Here is a 17,445-nt window from a genome sequence, read left to right on the forward strand (position 1 = left end):
TTCGTTCTACGATCAGGAGATTAGTCATGTCGAAGAAGGTGTCGCAACTTCATCGGCGTCGGTTTTTGAAAACCGCCCTAACGGCCGGGGCCGCAGTGGCGGCCCCGACGATCATCCCCGGCTCGGCCCTGGGCCTCAACGGCGTCGTCGCCCCCAGCGAACGGGTCATCGTCGGCGGCATCGGCATCGGCAACCGGGGAACTTATGACCTGGGTTGCTTCCTGCAACAGCCCGACGTGCAGTTCGTGGCCGTCTGCGACATCAAGCAGGCCCGCCGCACGGCCGTCAAGAAGATGGTCGATGAGCGCTACGGCACGCAGAGCTGCGACACCTATCGCGACTTCCGCGAGTTGCTGGACCGCAACGATATCGACGCCGTGCTGATCGCCACCGGACCGAACTGGCACGTCACGGCCGCCACCTACACCGCCAAGGCCGGTAAGGACATGTATTGCGAGAAGCCCTGCACCAAGAACATCGCCCAAAGCCTGTCGTTGGCCGAAACCATGCGGCGCACGGGCCGCGTGTTCCAGGCCGGCACGCAGCGGCGAAACCTGCCGCACTTCGCTTTCGCCTGCGAGCTGGCCCGCACGGGCAAGCTCGGCAAGCTCAAGCGGGTCTACGCTCATCCGGCCGGCATGCAGGCCATGATGAGCGGCTGGCTGCCCGCCGAAACGCCGCCGGATAAAGAGGTCGTCGATTGGGACATGTATCTCGGCCCGGCTGCCTGGCGGCCCTTCAACCAGGCGCTGCTCGATGGCTTCAACTTCGAGAAGGGCGGCGGACTGGTGGGCGGCGGCGTGCTGGAATGGGGATCGCATTGCGTCGATCTTTGCCAGTGGGCAGTGGGCGACGTTCCGCCCCCGGTCGAATACGACCCGCCGAAGGACGGCGAGCTGGTGGCACGCTATGAAAACGGCGTGGAGTTGATCTTCCGTGAGAAGGGCTGGATTCCGCTCGGTTCTTGCCCGGTGCGGTTCGAAGGCGAGACCGGCTGGGTCGAAGCGGGCGACAGCGGCAAGCTGGTGCTCAGCTCGCCGGAGTTGCTCGCCGGCCGAGAAGTGGCCGAGATCGGCGGCTATCCGGCGACGTTCCACGTCCGCGATTTCCTCGACTGCGTGAAGTCGCGCAGCCTGCCCAAGGGGAACGCCGACGCGGCCTGCTTCGCTCACATCGCCTGCCATGCCGCCAACATCGCGCTGTTCCTCAATCGCCGCGTGAAGTACGACCTCAAGAAGAACGAGTTCGTCGGCGATGACGAGGCCAACCGCCTGCGATCGGAGGCCCTGCGTGAGCCGTGGAGACTTTGAGAATTGTCTTGATCGTGTGACGTTCATCCCTTCGACCCGTTTTTCGCCGCCCAGCCATGCCCACCACCCGACGCTTAACCTGTTTTGTCGTTTCTTTTCTTTCCGCACTTGCGGCGATGGCCGCCATGCCGGCGTCGGCCGCCGACGCGCCAAAGACCCCGCCCGCAAAAGAGCCGGAACTGATCGCCGTGCTCCGCTCCGACGCGCCCAAGTCGGAAAAAGCGATCACCTGCAAGCGGCTGGCAGTGTACGGCAGCAGCGAGTCGGTGCCGGAGCTGGCCAAGTTATTGAGCGATGAGCAGCTTGCTTCGTGGGCGCGGATCGCGCTGGAAGCGATTCCCGGTTCCGCCTCCGACGAAGCGCTTCGCAAGGCGCTCGATTCGCTGCACGGCAAGCTGGCAGTGGGCGCGATCAATTCGATCGGCGTTCGCCGCGATGCCTACGCCGTCGATGCCTTGGCGGCGCGCTTGAAGGATCCCGACGTTGAGGTCGCATCGGCCGCCGCGGTGGCCCTGGGCCATATCGGCGGACCGAGCGCGACTCCTGTTTTGCGGCGGTCGCTGGCCGGCGCTACGGCGAAAGTCCGCTCGGCCATCGCCGAAGGCCTGGTGCTGTGCGCCGAGCGGTCCCTTGCGGAAGGCCGCGATGCCGAGGCGGTCGAAATCTTCGACGAGGTTCGCAAAGCCCAGGTTCCCAAACAGCGAGTCTTGGAAGCGACCCGCGGCGCTATCCTGGCCCGAAACGAAAAGGGAATCGCGTTGCTCTCGGAGTCGCTCCGCTCGCCCGAAAAAGCCCTGTTTCAACTTGCGCTGACGACGGCCCGTGAGTTTCCGGGCCGGCAGATCGACGAAGCCTTGGCCGGCGAGTTGAGCAGTCTCTCGCCCGATCGGGCGGCGCTGGTCATCCAAGCCATGGCCGATCGCAAAGAGACGGTCGTGTTGCCGGCCGTGTTGCACGTCGCCGGCAGCGGTCCCAAGGAAGTGCGTATCGCTGCCATCGCCGCTTTGGGGCGCGTGGGGAATGCCTCGTGCGTTTCCACGCTGCTGGACGCGGCCGTCCAGTCCGATCTCGACCTGGTGCAGGCCGCCAAGGCCGCCTTGGCCGACATACCGGGCGACGCCATCGATCGCGACATTGTGGCCCGCCTCTCGCAGGCACAGGGCAAAACCTACGCTTTGCTGATCGATGTCGTCGGAGAGCGGCGTCTGAAGGCCGTGCCGGAGCTGTCGAAGGCGCTCGGTAATTCTGATCCGGCAATTCGTGCCGCCGCCCTGCGATCGCTGGGCGAAACGGTGGGGCCGAACGAACTGCACTTGCTGACCTCGGAAGTGGTGTTCCCGAAGCACGCGGAAGACGCGGCGGCGGCCCAACAGGCATTGAAAGCGGCCAGCATCCGCATGCCCGACCGCGAGGCGTGCGCGCAACAGCTCGCCGCGGCATTGGAAAAATGTCCCGCTGCGACGAAGCCGACGCTGTTGGAAATCCTGGGCGCGGTGGGTGGAACGAAAGCCCTGGCGGTGCTGGGCACGACGGCGAAGAGCGGCGACGACCGGCTTCAGGACGTGAGCAGCCGCCTGCTGGGCGAGTGGATGACGATCGACGCGGCTCCGGTGCTGCTCGATCTGGTGAAGACCGCGCCCGGCGACAAGTATCAGGCGCGTGCGCTGCGGGGTTACATCCGCATCGCCCGGCAGTTCACCATGTCGCCACAAGAGCGCGACGCGATGTGCCGGGCGGCCTACGACGCTTGCCGGCAGCCCGCCGAACAGAAGCTCGTGCTGGAAGTGCTCAAGCGTTATCCGAGTGAAGCAACGCTGAGGCTCGCCGTGCAGGCCGCCGAGGTTCCTCCGTTGAAGGACGATGCGGTGGCCGCGGTGTTGGCCATCGGCAAAAAGCTCCCCGGACACGAGAAGGAGATTCGGGCGGCCCTCGACAAGGCCGGGGTCGAAAAAGTGAACGTGGAGATCGTCAAGGCCGAATACGGCGCGGGCAGCAAGCAGAAAGACGTGACGGCCGCCTTGCGGAAGCAGGTGGTCGGCGTGCCGTTGATTTCGTTGCCGGCGCCGGATTACAACACGGCCTTCGGCGGCGATCCCGCGTCGGGCACGCCCAAGAAGTTGAAGATTCAGTACCGCATCAACGGCAAGGCCGGCGAAGCGACCTTCGACGAAAACGCCCCCATCGTGTTGCCGCCGCCCAAGTAGATGTTTCGGAAGTCGAACTTGCCCATGACTGCATTTCGCGAAATCGGAATCGAACTTTGCGCGATCGACAAGTGGCCCTTGGTGGCGAATGGCTCACGGCGTCTCCATCAATTCGTGCCAGCTTGCGGCATGCGGGGCCTCGAGCGCGATTCGTTTAAGACGCGGTAGATCCGCGATGCTTTTCAGAGTCGCCGTGACCGATTCGTCGGGAGAACCCAGCCAATCCTTGTGTAGCGCGCAGAAATCACGCGTATTGAAGGTCACAATGGCTCGGCCCTGCTCGTGGCACCACTCAAGGTGAGTGGTTCCGGCTCGCTCAAACGACCGGCTTCAGGCGTTGAAACAGCGTCGAAGCCGTTTGCACGCAATATCTCCGCCAACTCGCCGTGAACGTCCTCGTCAGTAAAGAATGAAATATCGCTCATGTGCGACCCGGGCCACCGGGATAAAGTCGCTTCACCGTTTCCTCAGCGTTGGCGGCGATCTCTTCTTCCATCTCGACCGGGTGATCGTAGGCGTACGCCAGAGCGTCATGCACGTCGGACGGCCGCAAATGGGGATATTGCTGCACGATCCCCTCCACCGTCATCCCCATGCGATACCAGCCCAGAATCAAGCTCGCGCGGATTCGAGTGCCCGCAATTACGGCCCGGCCACCGCAACGGTCGGGGACTTTTTCAATGTTTCGGAAGTCGATTTTTTGCATGGTTCAAGATCCGAAGTCAGGAATGCACGATGCCATTATACCAGGGTTCGGCCGGTGGGCAGCGCCACTTCTTCTTCATCACTCCTCAACTTCGCCAACACGCTGTAATCCTCCAGCGTAGTCGTGTCGCCGATGGTCTCCTTGCCGGCGGCGATGTCGCGGAGAAGGCGGCGCATGATCTTGCCGCTGCGGGTCTTCGGCAAGGCGTTGGTGCCGCGGATGTCGTCAGGCTGGGCCAGGGCGCCGATCCGCGCCGATCTCCTTGCGAAGGCGCTTAATCGGGGCATGCAACGGTTGCGGTTGCGCAATTACGGCGTTTCCAGCAATTCCCGCCAACTGTCGCCGGTCAGCGCGCGCTCCATCGGAGGCAACCGCACGACTTAGTTCGCGCGGCCCTGAGGTCGGCCGCATCGCGGTTTTGCAAAAAGCGCTCTAGGCCCGCATCGGCGATTTGGGTAAGGTTTGCAAACTTTACAAAGCCCGGTCCGGTTTTTATCGCGGCTGCGTGAAGTTTTGACTGTGGCCCACGGTTTGCTTAGAGGCCGTGGCCAGTGCGATTCGCAGTGGACGTGGATCGCTTTTGCGCATGGATTGCCGGAGTCGAGAGCATGGAAGCTCGTCTTGTTTCTGCCGCCGTCGTGGCGGTCGCGTTTTGTTCGTTGGGGGCCAGTCACCGCACCGCCAACTTCGTCGTTCGGGCCGCCACGGGCGAAATCGCCCACGAAGTCGGCCAGGCCGCTGAAAAATACCGTCGGGAGCTGGCCATCGAATGGCTCGGCAAGGAGATGCCCAACTGGTTTCAGCCTTGCCCGATCACGGTTGAGGTCGGACCGCAGCTCGGCGCCGGCGGCGCCACCAGCTTCATCTTCGACCACGGCGACGTGTTCGGCTGGCAGATGTCGATTCAGGGTTCGCGTGAGCGCGTGCTCGATTCGGTGCTGCCGCACGAGGTGACGCACACGATTTTCGCCAGCTATTTCCGGCGGCCCTTGCCGCGTTGGGCCGACGAGGGGGCCAGCAGCACCGTGGAGCACGACAGCGAGCGGCGCAAGCAGCAGCGCATGCTGGTGCAGTTCCTGCAGACCCGCCGCGGCATCGCCTTCAACGACATGTTCGCCATGAAGCAGTATCCTCGCGACATTCTGCCGCTCTATGCCCAGGGCCATTCGCTGGCCACCTTCCTGATGGCCCAGGGCGGCAAACGCAAGTTCCTGCGCTATGTGAAAGAGGGGACCGATACCGACGATTGGACCACGGCCACGCAGGCCCATTACCGCTTTGCCAGCCTGGGTCAACTGCAAATGGCCTGGCTCGACTGGGTGCGCGGCGGCAGCCGATTGCCGCCGGCGAATCCGGCCCTCGAAGAGGCGGATATGAAGGAGCTTGTGGTCGCCGACGATGCCCGACAGCCCCGACCGACCGGCGATCTCATCCACCGCGAGCCGTCAACGGAGAGGCTGGCGGTGGCGCGGGTGACGCCGGCGGAAGACTTCGACGCCGAAACAGCGCCGGGACCCGTCACCACGCAGAGCAGCCGGCCGCCCTCGGTCGAGCCTGCCCGGACCATCATTCTGGAATGGGCACCGCCCGCTTCGCCGGCGACGAAGGCCGCGGGCCAGTCGATCTACCGCCGGTAGCGCAGGACCGGCAAAAAAGCTTGCGCTGTGCCTCGACATCGGATAGAATGCAATCAAGTGTCGGGCCCATGCTAGGCATCATGGCTGGAAATCGGTTCACCAATGGATGATCCTGAACGGGCCATTCACGATCTCTGGCCCGAACCCTGGGAAGGCTTGCCTGGAGATGAGGGCGCTGTTAATTGGGATGAAGAAAGTCGCCAAAGGAATGGCCGCACCAAGAACCCTCCTGACGCGAAAGGCAAATGGTGGCGATGGTACTTCGTATATCACAAGCCGACTTGCCAGCGGATTAAGATCAGCGCCGATCAAGACCCAGAGACAGGTCTTTGGTTCAACCCGCACTCGTCATCCGGCGACAATTGACATGCCATGAGCGAACAACCGACCAATGTGCTGACCGAGACGAAGCGCCTACGTCATCGAATAAAGCGGCTGTACGACCTCTTGAACGAGCGTAAATTCGACAAATGCTTTGAAATTGTTGACCCTCGCCTAAGAACGGCAGGCAAGATCACGCTGGAGTTATATCAAAGCTCTTTGTCGCACTTTATCGAGAAATACGGCCCTTTGCACGTGCTACGAATAGACGGCCTTAAGCTGCATATCGACGTGCCAGCAAGAAATGAGGACCGGGATTTTGCCTACGCGCTGGTCGTCGCACAGGACGCGAAGGGGCGAGAGATGGCGTTTCGAGAGCGCTGGGTGAGAGAATCCGACGGGTTTTGGTACACGCGGAAATTGGGCCTTGTATAGCCGAAAATCGCGCTAGGGTATCATCGCCCGGCCGCCGGACGAGACGACCGTTTGCCCGGTCATGAAGCTCGATTCTTCGCTGAGCAGGAAGCGAATCACGTTGGCGATCTCGTCGGGTTGCCCGATCCGGCCCAGCGGCGTTTCGCTGACCACTTGGCGGATGGTCTGTTCCGGCAAGACGTGCGCCATTTCGGTTTCGGTCAGGCCCGGCGCGACGCAGTTCACCCGCACGTGCGGAGCAAACGCCTCGGCGCAGCAGCGCGTGAGCGCGATCACGCCCGCCTTGGCCGAGGCGTAATGAATTTGCATTTTTCGCGGGCGAAGCGCCGCAATCGACGAAACCGTGACCATGCGGCCAAAACCACGCCGGAGCATTTCGTCTTTGACGGCGAACACCACCAGGAACGTCCCGTTGAGGTTCACGTCGATCGTCTCGCGCCACTGCTCGTAAGACAGCTCCGCGTGGCTGGCAATGTTGCTGATGGCTCCGCAATGCGCCAGCAGGTCGATGGGACCAATCTTCGTTCGGGCCGCGCTCACGAGCCGTTCCACGTCGTCGGGCTTCGAGACATCGCAAGGGGCACAGACCGCGCGGCGGCCCAGCGAGCGGATTTCGCCCACGACGGCCTCGGCGGCGTCGGTCCGCGACGCGTAGCTGATGGCCACGTCGGCCCCTTCCCGTGCCAGCCGCAGCGCCGTGGCCCGGCCGATTCCTCTTGAACCGCCCGTCACCAGTGCCACGCGGTTTGCGAATGCTTGGTCCATGTTTGTTTACCTCGCTGAATAGGTTGTCCTGGGCGAAAGCGGCGCAGCCCCTGCTCGAACACGTGCGGCGTGATGTAGCGGGTGTGATAGTTTTGCCAGTCTTGCCGATGGTGACGGAAGACCCGATCGTCTTCGAGCTTGCCGGGTGGTGTGGTGTACTTGTTCATGCCGTGGGCCGGCAAAGGTAAAACCGTCTTTCCAAAACGTGTATTGTAATCGCCGTCTTTCACCCAGCCGTCCGAGATCCAGACAAAATCTCGTTTCCAGCCGGCTGCCGGTTCAGGCGGAGCCGCAAACTTAAGGACGATCTCGTCGCCGGCGGTAACGATGGCGTAGCGGTCGTCGATGGCTGCCAGCAGCTCGCGAATGTCGCCATGTCGCGTGTGGTAGCCAATCAAGTCGCGCCAGTGCTGGCCGACCGAAACAAGCTGATCATAGTCGGGCAACTCCGGAGAGCTGCGGTTTGCCTGGGTCATCGCCACAATGCCGCGGAAACGCAAATCGGCCGTCTGCGGCGCCAGTTCTCGCCGCTTGACCGCCGCATCGTCTCGCCCCAGACCATAAGCCAGCCAGTCCCAATAAACCTCCATATTGGTCCGCAGGCGAAAGCGACGCGCCACGCCGGAACCGCGGGACTCGTCCAGTCCATCGAGTCGGATCAGCATGGTTTTGTTTTTGCCGGCCGGAAAACCGAGCCGCTGTACGGCCTTGACGGCCTTGTCGATCGGCGTATCAAACTCCGCCTGAAACGTGCCGTTGGGCCAGACAATGCGCAATACATCCGCTCGCTTCCGTTCGCCCAGACCGAAATGGACCACCGGCGCGTTGATCGGTTGTTTGACTACGTGGGTGCCGGTACGCAGCTCGATTTCGCCTCCAACGCCGAAGGAATTGATTCGATTATCGCCGTCGGCCTTCTCATCCGTGGCCAGCGGACGGACATTCTGCCAGGGCACAAAACTGGCCGAGCGTTCGTTAGCGAAGACGTGCAGGTGGCCGCTTTCGTCCAGCAACGCCGCGTCTGGTGCGCCGTCATAATCGAAATCAGCCCAAGCAAACCATTGCGGTCCCTTGGCGTCTTCAAAAACCGGCCGCCTGTTTTGGGAGCTACAGCGACTAGGCGCGTCCGACGGGGACGACCGGCGTAACACTGCGGCGATCACATAGCCTAGGTGGATGTCAAATTAGGGAACAGCGGCCTCTGGTGGGCCAACAATTGTGAGTTGCTGTACTGGCCGTCAGCCCTTGGCCCGCTTCTTGCCGATGAACACGCGCTCTTTGGGAGCGTCGCCGAACGCCTGCCGCGGCATGTTCAAGGTCGATGCAAAAACTCCTGTCGATCCACCCGCCACCCACTCACTCAGGTTCACGGTGGTGAATTCGGCGTGGTTATGAATCAGCATCAGCTTGGCCGTCATACCACCCACGTTTTCGACGTAATGCCCGAACCCCTGAGGGACGAAAGCGACGTCTTCGGGGCCGCAGTCGAACAGCGACGGCACTCCCTGTCCGTCGACGATTGTCATACGGATTTCGCCGGCCATCACAAACAGCCACTCATCCGAGTTCGGATGCCAGTGAGGCTCGCGCAGATCGCCGGCGGAAAGGTCGATCAAACTGGCCGAGATGGATGCCGAAATCGGGAAGTCGTGAAGCTTGTGCTCGCGGATGGAACTCTCGCCGTAGCGGTGGACCGGCGCCTTTCCCATGCGGAATTTGTAGATAGAGTCAGTTTGGCCGGCCGCGGGCCGGTCTGGTTCAGGACCCGCCTTTTCGCCCGCGAATTCGCCGTTCGATCGCGCCTTCGCGCCAACCACTCCACTGGCCACGGCGCCCGCCGCAATCCCAATAACGCTTCGACGACTAACGCCCTTCATGAAACCACTCCCATAGACGAAGATTAATGCGGCCGGCGACTTAGCGTGGCGCGAGCGCCGGCCGGCGATCGGGAATACACCGCGATTGATCTTATTCCGGACCGCGGGCGTTCCGCAAGGCGGCCAAACACCTGACATTCAAAACCCGACCGCCGACATGGCGGTCGAGAAGCCTCATTCGCCGTACCGCACTACGCGGAACGAAGCGCGTCGAGGGCCAGCTCGACTTCGCGAAAGGGCGGCGCGTGGACGAGGTCGGCGCCGGCGCGCAGGGGGGCCAGCAGCTTGCCCAGCAGCTCGCGCTCCAGCCAATCGGCCAGCCATTGGGCACGCATTTCGGCGTAGCGAAGCTGCAAGCGACGGAAGAGACGGGCGGCCGCCTGCGTCACGCCCTCGCCCGTCACGGTCACCACGGCCTCGCCGCCGACCGTCGTGCCGCCGGCAATCATGGCCTCGGTTGCCAAATGACTGGCCGTCTGGCCGGCCAGGTGCGCCGCCGCGTGGCCCACGACGTCGCCGGCCAGAATCCAGCCGCTGACGGCCAGCGTGACCGTGATCGCCGGCCTGGCCACCGCGGCCGCGTTGTCGAGCGACCGCAGCACGTTGATGGCGCCGGGGTTCCCTTCGCTCCAACGATCGAGCTCGCTCCGCAGGAAGGCGCGGTAGTCGTCGTCGAGCGCCGGCAACGCCGCGTGGGCCGCGGCCAGCCGTGCCAACAACGCCTCACGCGCGGCCCCGCCCAACATCGCCGCCAGCCGCGGCCGCAGCACGTCGTTGCCGATCTGCGAAAGGCGGTCGAGCTCGGCCAGCAGTTTTTCCAAGGCTTCGACAATCGCCTGCCGCTCACGGGCGCGAAACGTCTCCTGCGGCGGCTCGGCGTCGCCCCGCGCCGTCCGCCACGCCTCGCGCACCGGCCAGGAAACGCCCTGACCCACGACGCGATAGAAGGCGTGAATCTTGCGCGACCAGCCGCTGCGCCGGGCGTCCCACCAGGCACGGACTTCATCGACCAGCAAACGTGGCGGCAGCGTCGGCCAGTCGACGCGGGCCATCTGCGCCGCGTTCAACGTCTTGTTGGCGGCCGCAAACTCGGCACTCGCCTCGCGCAACTGCCAGAGCCAGGCCGGCACGCCGCCGTCGCGGTCGAGCAACCGGGCCAACGCCCCGCGGAATGTGCGGACCTTGATGGCGTCGAAATGGAGCTGAGCCAACTCCGCCTGCAACGATGCGGGTCCACCGAGCGGGGCATGGCCATCGGGTCCGACTTCGCAAAACGGCAATCGCAGGTGGTTGGCGGCCGCGCGGTCGTAAGGCACGACGTACACGTGGTCCGGGCGAGCGCCCGTTTCGGCCGTAAACGTGGCCAGCCACTGCGGCCAATAGTCGCGGTCTTCGGCCAGGTCGCACTGGTTGAAGACCACGATCACCGGCTTGTCGGCCTCGGCGGCCTTGCGGAAGAACTGCTTCACCGCCGCGTCGTTGTACTTCTGCTGCGTGAGCACGGCGATCAGCACGTCGGCCGAACGGCGGATCTGGTCGGCACGCAGCCAGTTCACCGCCGCATCGGAATCGACGTCGGGCGTGTCGAGCAGCAACAGCCGCGGAGGCACGCTTTCGGCCAGCCGCCAGAAGAGGAGATGCTCGGCGCAGTCGGTCAGCGAGTCGGCGGCCGACTGCCACTCGCGCAGCTCGAAGCCTTCGAACAGGCGCGCGAGGAGCCGGGCGTCGTCGAAGCCCGGCGGCACAAGGCAGATGGGATGCCGGGTGCCGGCGGCCAGCGGACTGACGGCGCTGGCGTTTTGGCCGGCCAGGTGGTTGAATATCACCGACTTGCCGATGTTGGTGCCGCCCACGACCGCCACGACCAGGGCGGGTTTGATACCGAGTTGGGGCAACAGCTTGTGCTTGAGCAGCTCGGACCACTCCTGATTTTCGGGCGTGGGCATGCCCAGCGTGGCCGCGGCCGCGGCCAGCTCGTCGAGCGCGCAGTGCAGCCGTTGGATTTGTTCCGCCCAAAGATCGAAAGCGACGCTCATGCAGCAGTAGATGGTAGGCCGCGGGGGGGAGGAATTGCAAATTGCAAATTGCGAATTGATAATCAGCGAATGTAAGGTGGGACCAGCGAGCTTGCGAGCTCTGGCCAACCGCGAAAGACGTCGTTGCCAACGGTGGGCCGGCGCTCGCAAGCTCGCTGGTCCCACCTTACGACTCGCCAGCCAGCGCCTGAACCCCGAACCCTGAACCTTGCATGCCGGTTGCCTCGCCGATCATTGAAGTCGCCGCCTGGCTGGCCGAGTGCCAGCGGGGTGCGGCTTTCACCGGGGCGGCCATCAGCACCGAAAGCGGCATCCCCGACTTCCGTTCGCCCGGCGATCCGACGCCGCTCGATGGCATTGCCGATTTCGTGATTCACGAACCGATCGGCCAGACGCTCGCGGCCATCGAAAACGAGCTGCAGCGAGCGACATCACAAAAAGAAGAAAGAGAGCCACGATGAGATTCCGGCATGGGGTGCCATTGACTCCGGTTCTATACTGCCTCGCGGCGGCTTCGCTGCTGCCGGCCGCCGAGCCGCGCCTGCCGCGCGACAATTTGCTGGTCTATCGCGGACCGAATGGCGGGCCGCTGCCTGTCCGCACCACGGCCGACTGGCTGAAACGGCGGGCCGAGATCCTGGAGGGCATGCAGTCGGTCATGGGCCGCTTGCCGGGCGACGAGAAGCGCTGCCCCCTCGATATGAAGGTTGAAGAAGAAGTCGACCGCGGCCAGTACGTGCGGCGACTGATTACGTATAGCTCTGAGCCGGGCGGCCGCGTGCCTGCTTACCTGTGCATTCCCAAAGCGGCCCTGGCCAAGGGCGCGGCGCGCGTGCCCGCCGTGTTGTGCCTGCACCCGACGGACAACGTCGCGGGGCATGGGGTGGTGGTCGGCCTGGGTGGCAAGGCGAATCGCAGTTATGCCGCGGAGCTGGCCGAGCGAGGTTATGTGACGCTTTCGCCCAGCTATCCGCTGTTGGCCGAGTATCAGCCCGACCTGAAGGCGCTCGGCTGGGAGAGCGGCACGTTGAAGGCGGTTTGGGACAACATCCGCGGCCTCGACTTGCTGGCGTCGCTCGGCTTTGTGCGGCCTGACGCCTTTGGTGTCATCGGCCATTCGCTGGGCGGGCACAATTCCGTATATACCGCGGTGTTCGATGACCGCATCAAGGCGGTGGTGTCGAGCTGCGGCCTGGACTCGTATCTCGACTACATGGGCGGCGACGAAAAGGTCTGGTTCCCCGAAAAGGGCTGGTGTCAGACCCGTTACATGCCAAAGCTGGCCGGCTATCGCAACCGCCTGGCTGAGATCCCGTTCGATTTCTCGGAGATGATCGGTGCCTTGGCGCCGCGGCAGGTGTTGATCGTGGCGCCGCTGCATGACAGCAACTTCAAGTTCGACAGCGTCGATCGGCTGGCCGCGGCCGCGCGCGAGGTGTTCAAGCTCTACGGCCAAGGCGACCATCTTCGCGTCGAGCATCCCGACTGCGAGCACGACTTTCCCGACGCGATGCGAGACGAAGCATATCGGCTGTTCGACGCGGTGCTGCGTCCGTAACCTCACGCGCCCGCATATAATAGCGGCGAGGGCGGGCAACTTCTGATGGGCGGGCCGGTTGGCCGAAATTTTTTCAATATCGGAACTGGGGGCCAGAATCGGCGACGCACTGTTCGCCGATCGCTGGCGGCTGCGCCGGCAATTGCGAGATATCGAACAGGCCGAACAACGCGGTCGGCCCACCGACCAGCGGCTTTCGCGGCTGGCCGATGAACTGGAGAAGTCGGCGGCCCTCCGGCAGGCACGCCGGGCGAACGTGCCGCACGCGCGGTACGACGATGCGCTGCCCGTCGCCGCCCGGCGGGGCGAGATCGCCGCCGCCATCCGCGAACATCAAGTGGTGATCGTCTGCGGCGACACCGGTTCCGGCAAGTCGACGCAGCTTCCCAAAATCTGCCTGGAGATCGGCCGCGGTCTGGAAGGTTTTATCGGGCACACCCAGCCGCGACGCATCGCCGCCCGGAGCGTGGCGGCCCGCATCGCCGAAGAACTGGGTTCGCCGCTGGGCCAGGCCGTCGGCTACAAGATTCGCTTCACCGATGCCACGAACCCGCGGACCTACGTCAAGCTGCTCACCGACGGCGTGCTGCTGGCCGAATCGCACCACGACCGGTTTCTCAACCAGTACGACACCATCATTCTCGACGAGGCGCACGAGCGGTCGCTGAACATCGACTTTCTGCTCGGATACTTGAAGCGGTTGCTGCCCAGCCGCCGCGATCTGAAGCTGATCGTGACGTCGGCCACGATCGACGCCGAACGCTTCGCGCGGCACTTCGAATCGGTGGCCGGCGACGTGCCGGTGATCAGCGTGTCGGGCCGCACCTATCCGGTCGAAGTCCGCTATCGACCGCCGATCGCCGAGAAGGAAGGCGAAGAGCCCGATATGGAACGGGCTGTCTTGGCCGCGGTCGACGAACTGGCCCGCGAGCAACCGGGCGACATCCTGATCTTCATGCCGACCGAGCAGGAGATTCTGGCCACGGCCAAAGCGCTGCGGGCGCATCGCATTCCCGGCGACCAGCCCGGACGCGCGACGGAAGTGCTGCCGCTGTATGCACGGCTTTCGACGGCGGAGCAGAACCGCATCTTTCAGCCCCATCAGGGTCGTCGGATTGTGATCGCCACGAACGTCGCCGAGTCGAGCCTGACGGTGCCGGGCGTGCGATCGGTGATCGACAGCGGCACTGCGCGAATCAGCCGTTATGCGGCCCGCTCCAAGGTCCAGCGGCTGCCGATCGAGCCGGTGTCGCAGGCTTCGGCCGATCAGCGAAAGGGGCGTTGCGGCCGGTTGGGGCCGGGCATCTGCATTCGGCTGTATCGCGAAGACGACTTTCTCAGCCGCGAGCGTTATACGCCGGCCGAGATTTTGCGCAGCAACCTGGCGGCCGTGGCTTTGCAGGCCAAGGCGTTGCGGCTGGGCGAGATCGAGGACTTTCCGTTTCTCGATGCCCCGCGGCCCGAATCGGTGAGCGACGCCTACCGCACGCTGTTCGAGCTTGGGGCGACGGACGAGCGGCAGCAGTTGACCGAGCTGGGGCGGCAGCTCAGCCGCTTGCCCGTCGATCCCCGGATCGGGCGCATCATTATGGCGGGCGTGCGCGAGAACTGCCTGCACGAGATTCTGATCATCGCCGCGGTGCTGGATCTGCACGACCCGCGTGAGCGGCCCTCCGACCAGCAGGAGGCGGCCGATCAGGCCCACGCCCGGTTCGCCGACGAGCAGTCGGATTTTATCGGCTTCTTGAGGCTGTGGGATTTTTACCACGAGCTGAAGGGGCGGTTGTCGCGCAATCAGGTGCGCAAGGCCTGCCGCGAATTCTTTCTGTCGCACAACCGCATGCGCGAGTGGCTGGAGATCCATCGGCAGCTTTTGAAGTTCTGCGGCCAGGCGGGCTTCGAGCTGCATCCGCGCCGCAACGACTATGAGCGGATTCACCGGGCGTTGTTGGCCGGCTTCTTGTCGAGCATCGCGTATCGCAGCGACCCCTATGAATACACGGTGGCCGGCGGACAAAAAGCGATGCTGTGGCCCGGCTCGGCGGCCTACCAGCGGCGGCCGAAGTGGGTGATCGCCGGCGAGGTGCTGGAGACGAACCGCCGCTACCTGCGCACGGCCGCCCGCATTCATCCGCGCTGGATCGAGCCGCTCGCCGAGCACCTGGTGAAGCGCAGCCATCGCGATCCGCACTGGGATCCGTCGGTCGGCGCGGCGATGGTCGTGGAAAACGTCTCGCTGTTCGGCCTGCCGATCGCGCGCGAGCGGCGTGTGCCGCTGGCCGCCGTCGATCCGGTGTACGCGCGGGAGCTGTTCATCGAACACGGGCTGGTGCATGGCGGCTGCCCCACGCGGGCCAAGTTTCTGGCGCACAATCAACAGTTGCTGGCAGAATTGGAGCGGTTGCAGCGGAAGGTGCGGCGATACGGCCTGGTGCGCGGCGAGCACGCCCGCTTCGGCTTTTACGACCGGCGGCTGCCGGAAGAGGTGGTCGATGCGGCCAGCTTCGAGCGTTGGCGGCGCGAGGCGGAACACCAGCAGCCGGGCTTGCTCTTCATGTCGCCGAAAAACCTGCTCGCCGACCCGCTCGTGGAGAAGGATGCGGAGGCGTTTCCCGACGCCATCAGCGTCAGTACCATGCGGCTGCCGCTCGACTATTGCTTCGAGCCGGGCACCGAGCACGACGGCGTCACCATCACGGTGCCGAAAGAAGGCTTCCACCAGCTCGACGCGCGGCGGCTGGAGTGGCTCGTGCCGGGGCTGGTCGAAGAGAAGGTCGTGGCGCTGATCAAATCGCTCCCCAAGACGGTGCGGCGCGGGCTGGTGCCGGTGCCCGACACGGCGCGGCGTGTGCTGGCCGAGTTGCACTATCCCGAAGGCTGCTTGCAGGCGGCGATGGCCCACGCCTTGACCCGCATCGTCGGCACGCCGATCTCGGCCGAGGCCTTTCGCCTGTCGCGCGTGCCCGACCATTTGCGGATGCGGATTCGCGTGGTCGATTCGACCGGCCGGGCGTTGGCCGTCGGCCGCGATGTGGCCGGCGTGTGCAAGCAGCTTTGGACCGATACTCGGCCGACCTGGGGCGCGCTCGAGGACGCACGCTTTAACCGGCGAGACGTCACGAGTTGGGACTTCGGCGACTTGCCCGAACGCGTCGAAGTGAGCCGCGGAGGGATGGTGCTGGCGGGTTTCCCAACGTTGATCGACGCGGGCACCAGCGTCTCGTTGCGGCTGGCTGGCACATTGGAAGCGGCCACAGCGCAGACGCGTGGCGGGGTGCGCCGGCTGGTGGTGCTGGCGGCGCATAGCGACATCGAGCCGCACATCGAGTGGCTGCCCGGTCTGGGCGAGTTGGCTGCGTTGGGCAGCGATTTGGGCGACCGAAGTTATTGGAAGGAGCAGCTTATCGAGCTGGTAGCCGATCGGGCCTTTCTCGACCGGCCGTTGCCCCGCAGCCAGGCGGAGTTCGAAGCGATGCTCGCCGCCGGCCGCGAGCGGACCGGCGTAGCCGTGCAGGATGTGGTGCCGCTGGTCGCGCTGATTTTGGAGAGCCATTCGGCCGTGCGGCGCAGCTTGCAGCAAGCGACCAACACACAGTGGCTGTATGCCGTCACGGACATCGAGAGCCAGCTTGGCGAGTTGTTCCGGCCCGGTTTTTTGACTTCGACGGCCTGGCAGTCGTTGCAATCGTATCCGCGCTATCTGCGGGCAGTTCAGATACGGCTGGAACGGCTGGCGTCGGGGGGCATGGCCCGCGACCGCCAGTTGTTCGAAGAACTGGAAGGCCGTTGGCTGGCCTATCTCGATCTTGCCGCGCAATATGCTCGCGAAGGCATCTACGACGCGGCGTTGGCCCAATATCGCTGGCTGATCGAGGAGTTTCGCGTATCGCTGTTTGCCCAGCAGTTAGGGACGCTCACGACGGTTTCCACCAAGCGGCTCGATCAGCTTTGGGCGAAGTTGGTGTAGGGTGGGAGCGTCATGCGCTGGCCCGCCTCCGTTCTTAGGAGTTTTGCCGGGTCTATGACATCGACGAGGTGGAGGGCCAGCACTTTCTGTCGATGGAGTTTATCGACGGCGAAGATCTGAAAGGTTTGCTGCGCCGCATCGGGCGTTTGCCCAGGGACAAGGGCCTCGAGATCGCCCAGCAGCTTTGCGCGGGTCTGGCGGCGGCCAACGAGAAGGGGGGTGTTGCACCGGGACCTGGAGCCAGCCAACGTCATGATCGATGGCCGGGGCCAGGCGCGGATCACCGACTTCGGCCTGGCACGCCTGGAGCACGGTGCCAGTGGCGTCGGCGAGATTGCCGGCACGCCGGCCTACATGGCGTCGCGAACGGTTGGCGCGCGGCGAGACGACGATCCAGAGCGACCTCTACTCGCTGGGGCTGGTCCTCTACGAAGCGTTCGGCGTGCTGCCTACTTCCCTCGACCGAGAAAGGGGAAAGCCTTGCGACGGGCAGGCGCGCAATCGCTACTAGTTGCCTTGTGTTACACGCGGATAGAAATGTCCCCTGTTTCTGACGGATAGAAATGTCCCCTTGGGTGTTCCTACTCCCGCTGTGGGGTTGGACTGCGTAGCGCAGGGAGCGCAGCGAC

Annotated in this window: 14 protein-coding genes and 1 pseudogene; 9 read left to right on the forward strand and 6 right to left on the reverse strand. The window is 64.3% G+C overall.

Annotated features, from left to right (window positions below):
* The first annotated feature begins 26 nt into the window (after nucleotides 1-26).
* Together VNH11_21085 and VNH11_21090 are read left to right on the forward strand one after the other, a co-directional pair.
* Nucleotides 27-1,310: a Gfo/Idh/MocA family oxidoreductase gene (locus VNH11_21085; protein ID HVA48875.1), complete on the forward strand. Its 1,284-nt coding sequence runs from the start codon at nucleotides 27-29 to the stop codon at nucleotides 1,308-1,310.
* Nucleotides 1,311-1,366: 56 nt separating this feature from the next.
* The gene (locus VNH11_21090; GenBank protein ID HVA48876.1) at nucleotides 1,367-3,514 is read left to right on the forward strand and encodes a HEAT repeat domain-containing protein; all 2,148 of its coding nucleotides are present in this window, start codon (nucleotides 1,367-1,369) and stop codon (nucleotides 3,512-3,514) included.
* 421 nt (nucleotides 3,515-3,935) lie between these two features.
* Here VNH11_21090 and VNH11_21095 read toward each other — a convergent pair whose 3' ends face one another.
* Nucleotides 3,936-4,220, reverse strand: coding sequence for a DUF433 domain-containing protein (locus VNH11_21095; GenBank protein ID HVA48877.1), 285 nt, complete (start codon nucleotides 4,218-4,220; stop codon nucleotides 3,936-3,938).
* Between the two features lie 35 nt (nucleotides 4,221-4,255).
* Nucleotides 4,256-4,483, reverse strand: a pseudogene (locus tag VNH11_21100) (hypothetical protein).
* 345 nt (nucleotides 4,484-4,828) lie between these two features.
* Here VNH11_21100 and VNH11_21105 point away from each other — a divergent pair.
* The 3 genes from VNH11_21105 (at nucleotide 4,829) to VNH11_21115 (ending at nucleotide 6,613) form a co-directional block, all read left to right on the forward strand.
* A complete protein-coding gene (locus VNH11_21105; protein ID HVA48878.1) occupies nucleotides 4,829-5,857 on the forward strand; it encodes a hypothetical protein in 1,029 nt (342 codons plus the stop codon).
* A gap of 102 nt (nucleotides 5,858-5,959) precedes the next feature.
* Nucleotides 5,960-6,223 carry a hypothetical protein gene (locus VNH11_21110; protein HVA48879.1) on the forward strand — a complete coding sequence of 88 codons (264 nt, stop codon included), beginning with the start codon at nucleotides 5,960-5,962 and terminating at the stop codon, nucleotides 6,221-6,223.
* Nucleotides 6,224-6,229: 6 nt separating this feature from the next.
* Nucleotides 6,230-6,613, forward strand: coding sequence for a hypothetical protein (locus tag VNH11_21115; protein HVA48880.1), 384 nt, complete (start codon nucleotides 6,230-6,232; stop codon nucleotides 6,611-6,613).
* A 12-nt stretch (nucleotides 6,614-6,625) separates the two neighbouring features.
* Here VNH11_21115 and VNH11_21120 read toward each other — a convergent pair whose 3' ends face one another.
* From VNH11_21120 to VNH11_21135, 4 genes are all read right to left on the reverse strand, one after another.
* On the reverse strand, nucleotides 6,626-7,378 hold the full coding sequence (locus VNH11_21120) for an SDR family oxidoreductase (protein ID HVA48881.1): 753 nt from the start codon (nucleotides 7,376-7,378) through the stop codon (nucleotides 6,626-6,628).
* Nucleotides 7,342-8,391 carry an ASPIC/UnbV domain-containing protein gene (locus VNH11_21125; GenBank protein HVA48882.1) on the reverse strand — a complete coding sequence of 350 codons (1,050 nt, stop codon included), beginning with the start codon at nucleotides 8,389-8,391 and terminating at the stop codon, nucleotides 7,342-7,344. Before VNH11_21125 ends, VNH11_21120 begins: the two co-directional genes overlap by 37 nt.
* Nucleotides 8,392-8,616: 225 nt before the next feature.
* Nucleotides 8,617-9,087, reverse strand: coding sequence for a cupin domain-containing protein (locus VNH11_21130; protein HVA48883.1), 471 nt, complete (start codon nucleotides 9,085-9,087; stop codon nucleotides 8,617-8,619).
* Nucleotides 9,088-9,446: 359 nt separating this feature from the next.
* On the reverse strand, nucleotides 9,447-11,291 hold the full coding sequence (locus VNH11_21135) for a GTPase (GenBank protein HVA48884.1): 1,845 nt from the start codon (nucleotides 11,289-11,291) through the stop codon (nucleotides 9,447-9,449).
* Between the two features lie 212 nt (nucleotides 11,292-11,503).
* Between VNH11_21135 and VNH11_21140 the strand changes: the two genes are divergently transcribed.
* The 4 genes from VNH11_21140 (at nucleotide 11,504) to VNH11_21155 (ending at nucleotide 17,377) form a co-directional block, all read left to right on the forward strand.
* Nucleotides 11,504-11,752: a hypothetical protein gene (locus VNH11_21140; protein HVA48885.1), complete on the forward strand. Its 249-nt coding sequence runs from the start codon at nucleotides 11,504-11,506 to the stop codon at nucleotides 11,750-11,752.
* Nucleotides 11,749-12,849, forward strand: a complete 1,101-nt coding sequence (locus VNH11_21145; GenBank protein ID HVA48886.1) for a prolyl oligopeptidase family serine peptidase — start codon at nucleotides 11,749-11,751, stop codon at nucleotides 12,847-12,849. Before VNH11_21140 ends, VNH11_21145 begins: the two co-directional genes overlap by 4 nt.
* 58 nt (nucleotides 12,850-12,907) lie before the next feature.
* On the forward strand, nucleotides 12,908-16,816 hold the full coding sequence (gene hrpA, locus VNH11_21150; GenBank protein ID HVA48887.1) for an ATP-dependent RNA helicase HrpA: 3,909 nt from the start codon (nucleotides 12,908-12,910) through the stop codon (nucleotides 16,814-16,816).
* A gap of 252 nt (nucleotides 16,817-17,068) precedes the next feature.
* Entirely contained in the window at nucleotides 17,069-17,377 is a 309-nt protein-coding gene (locus VNH11_21155; GenBank protein ID HVA48888.1) for a hypothetical protein, read from the forward strand.
* Nucleotides 17,378-17,445: the final 68 nt, after the last annotated feature.

The organism is Pirellulales bacterium (assembly GCA_035533075.1).
Taxonomy (GTDB): Bacteria; Planctomycetota; Planctomycetia; order Pirellulales; family JAICIG01; genus DASSFG01.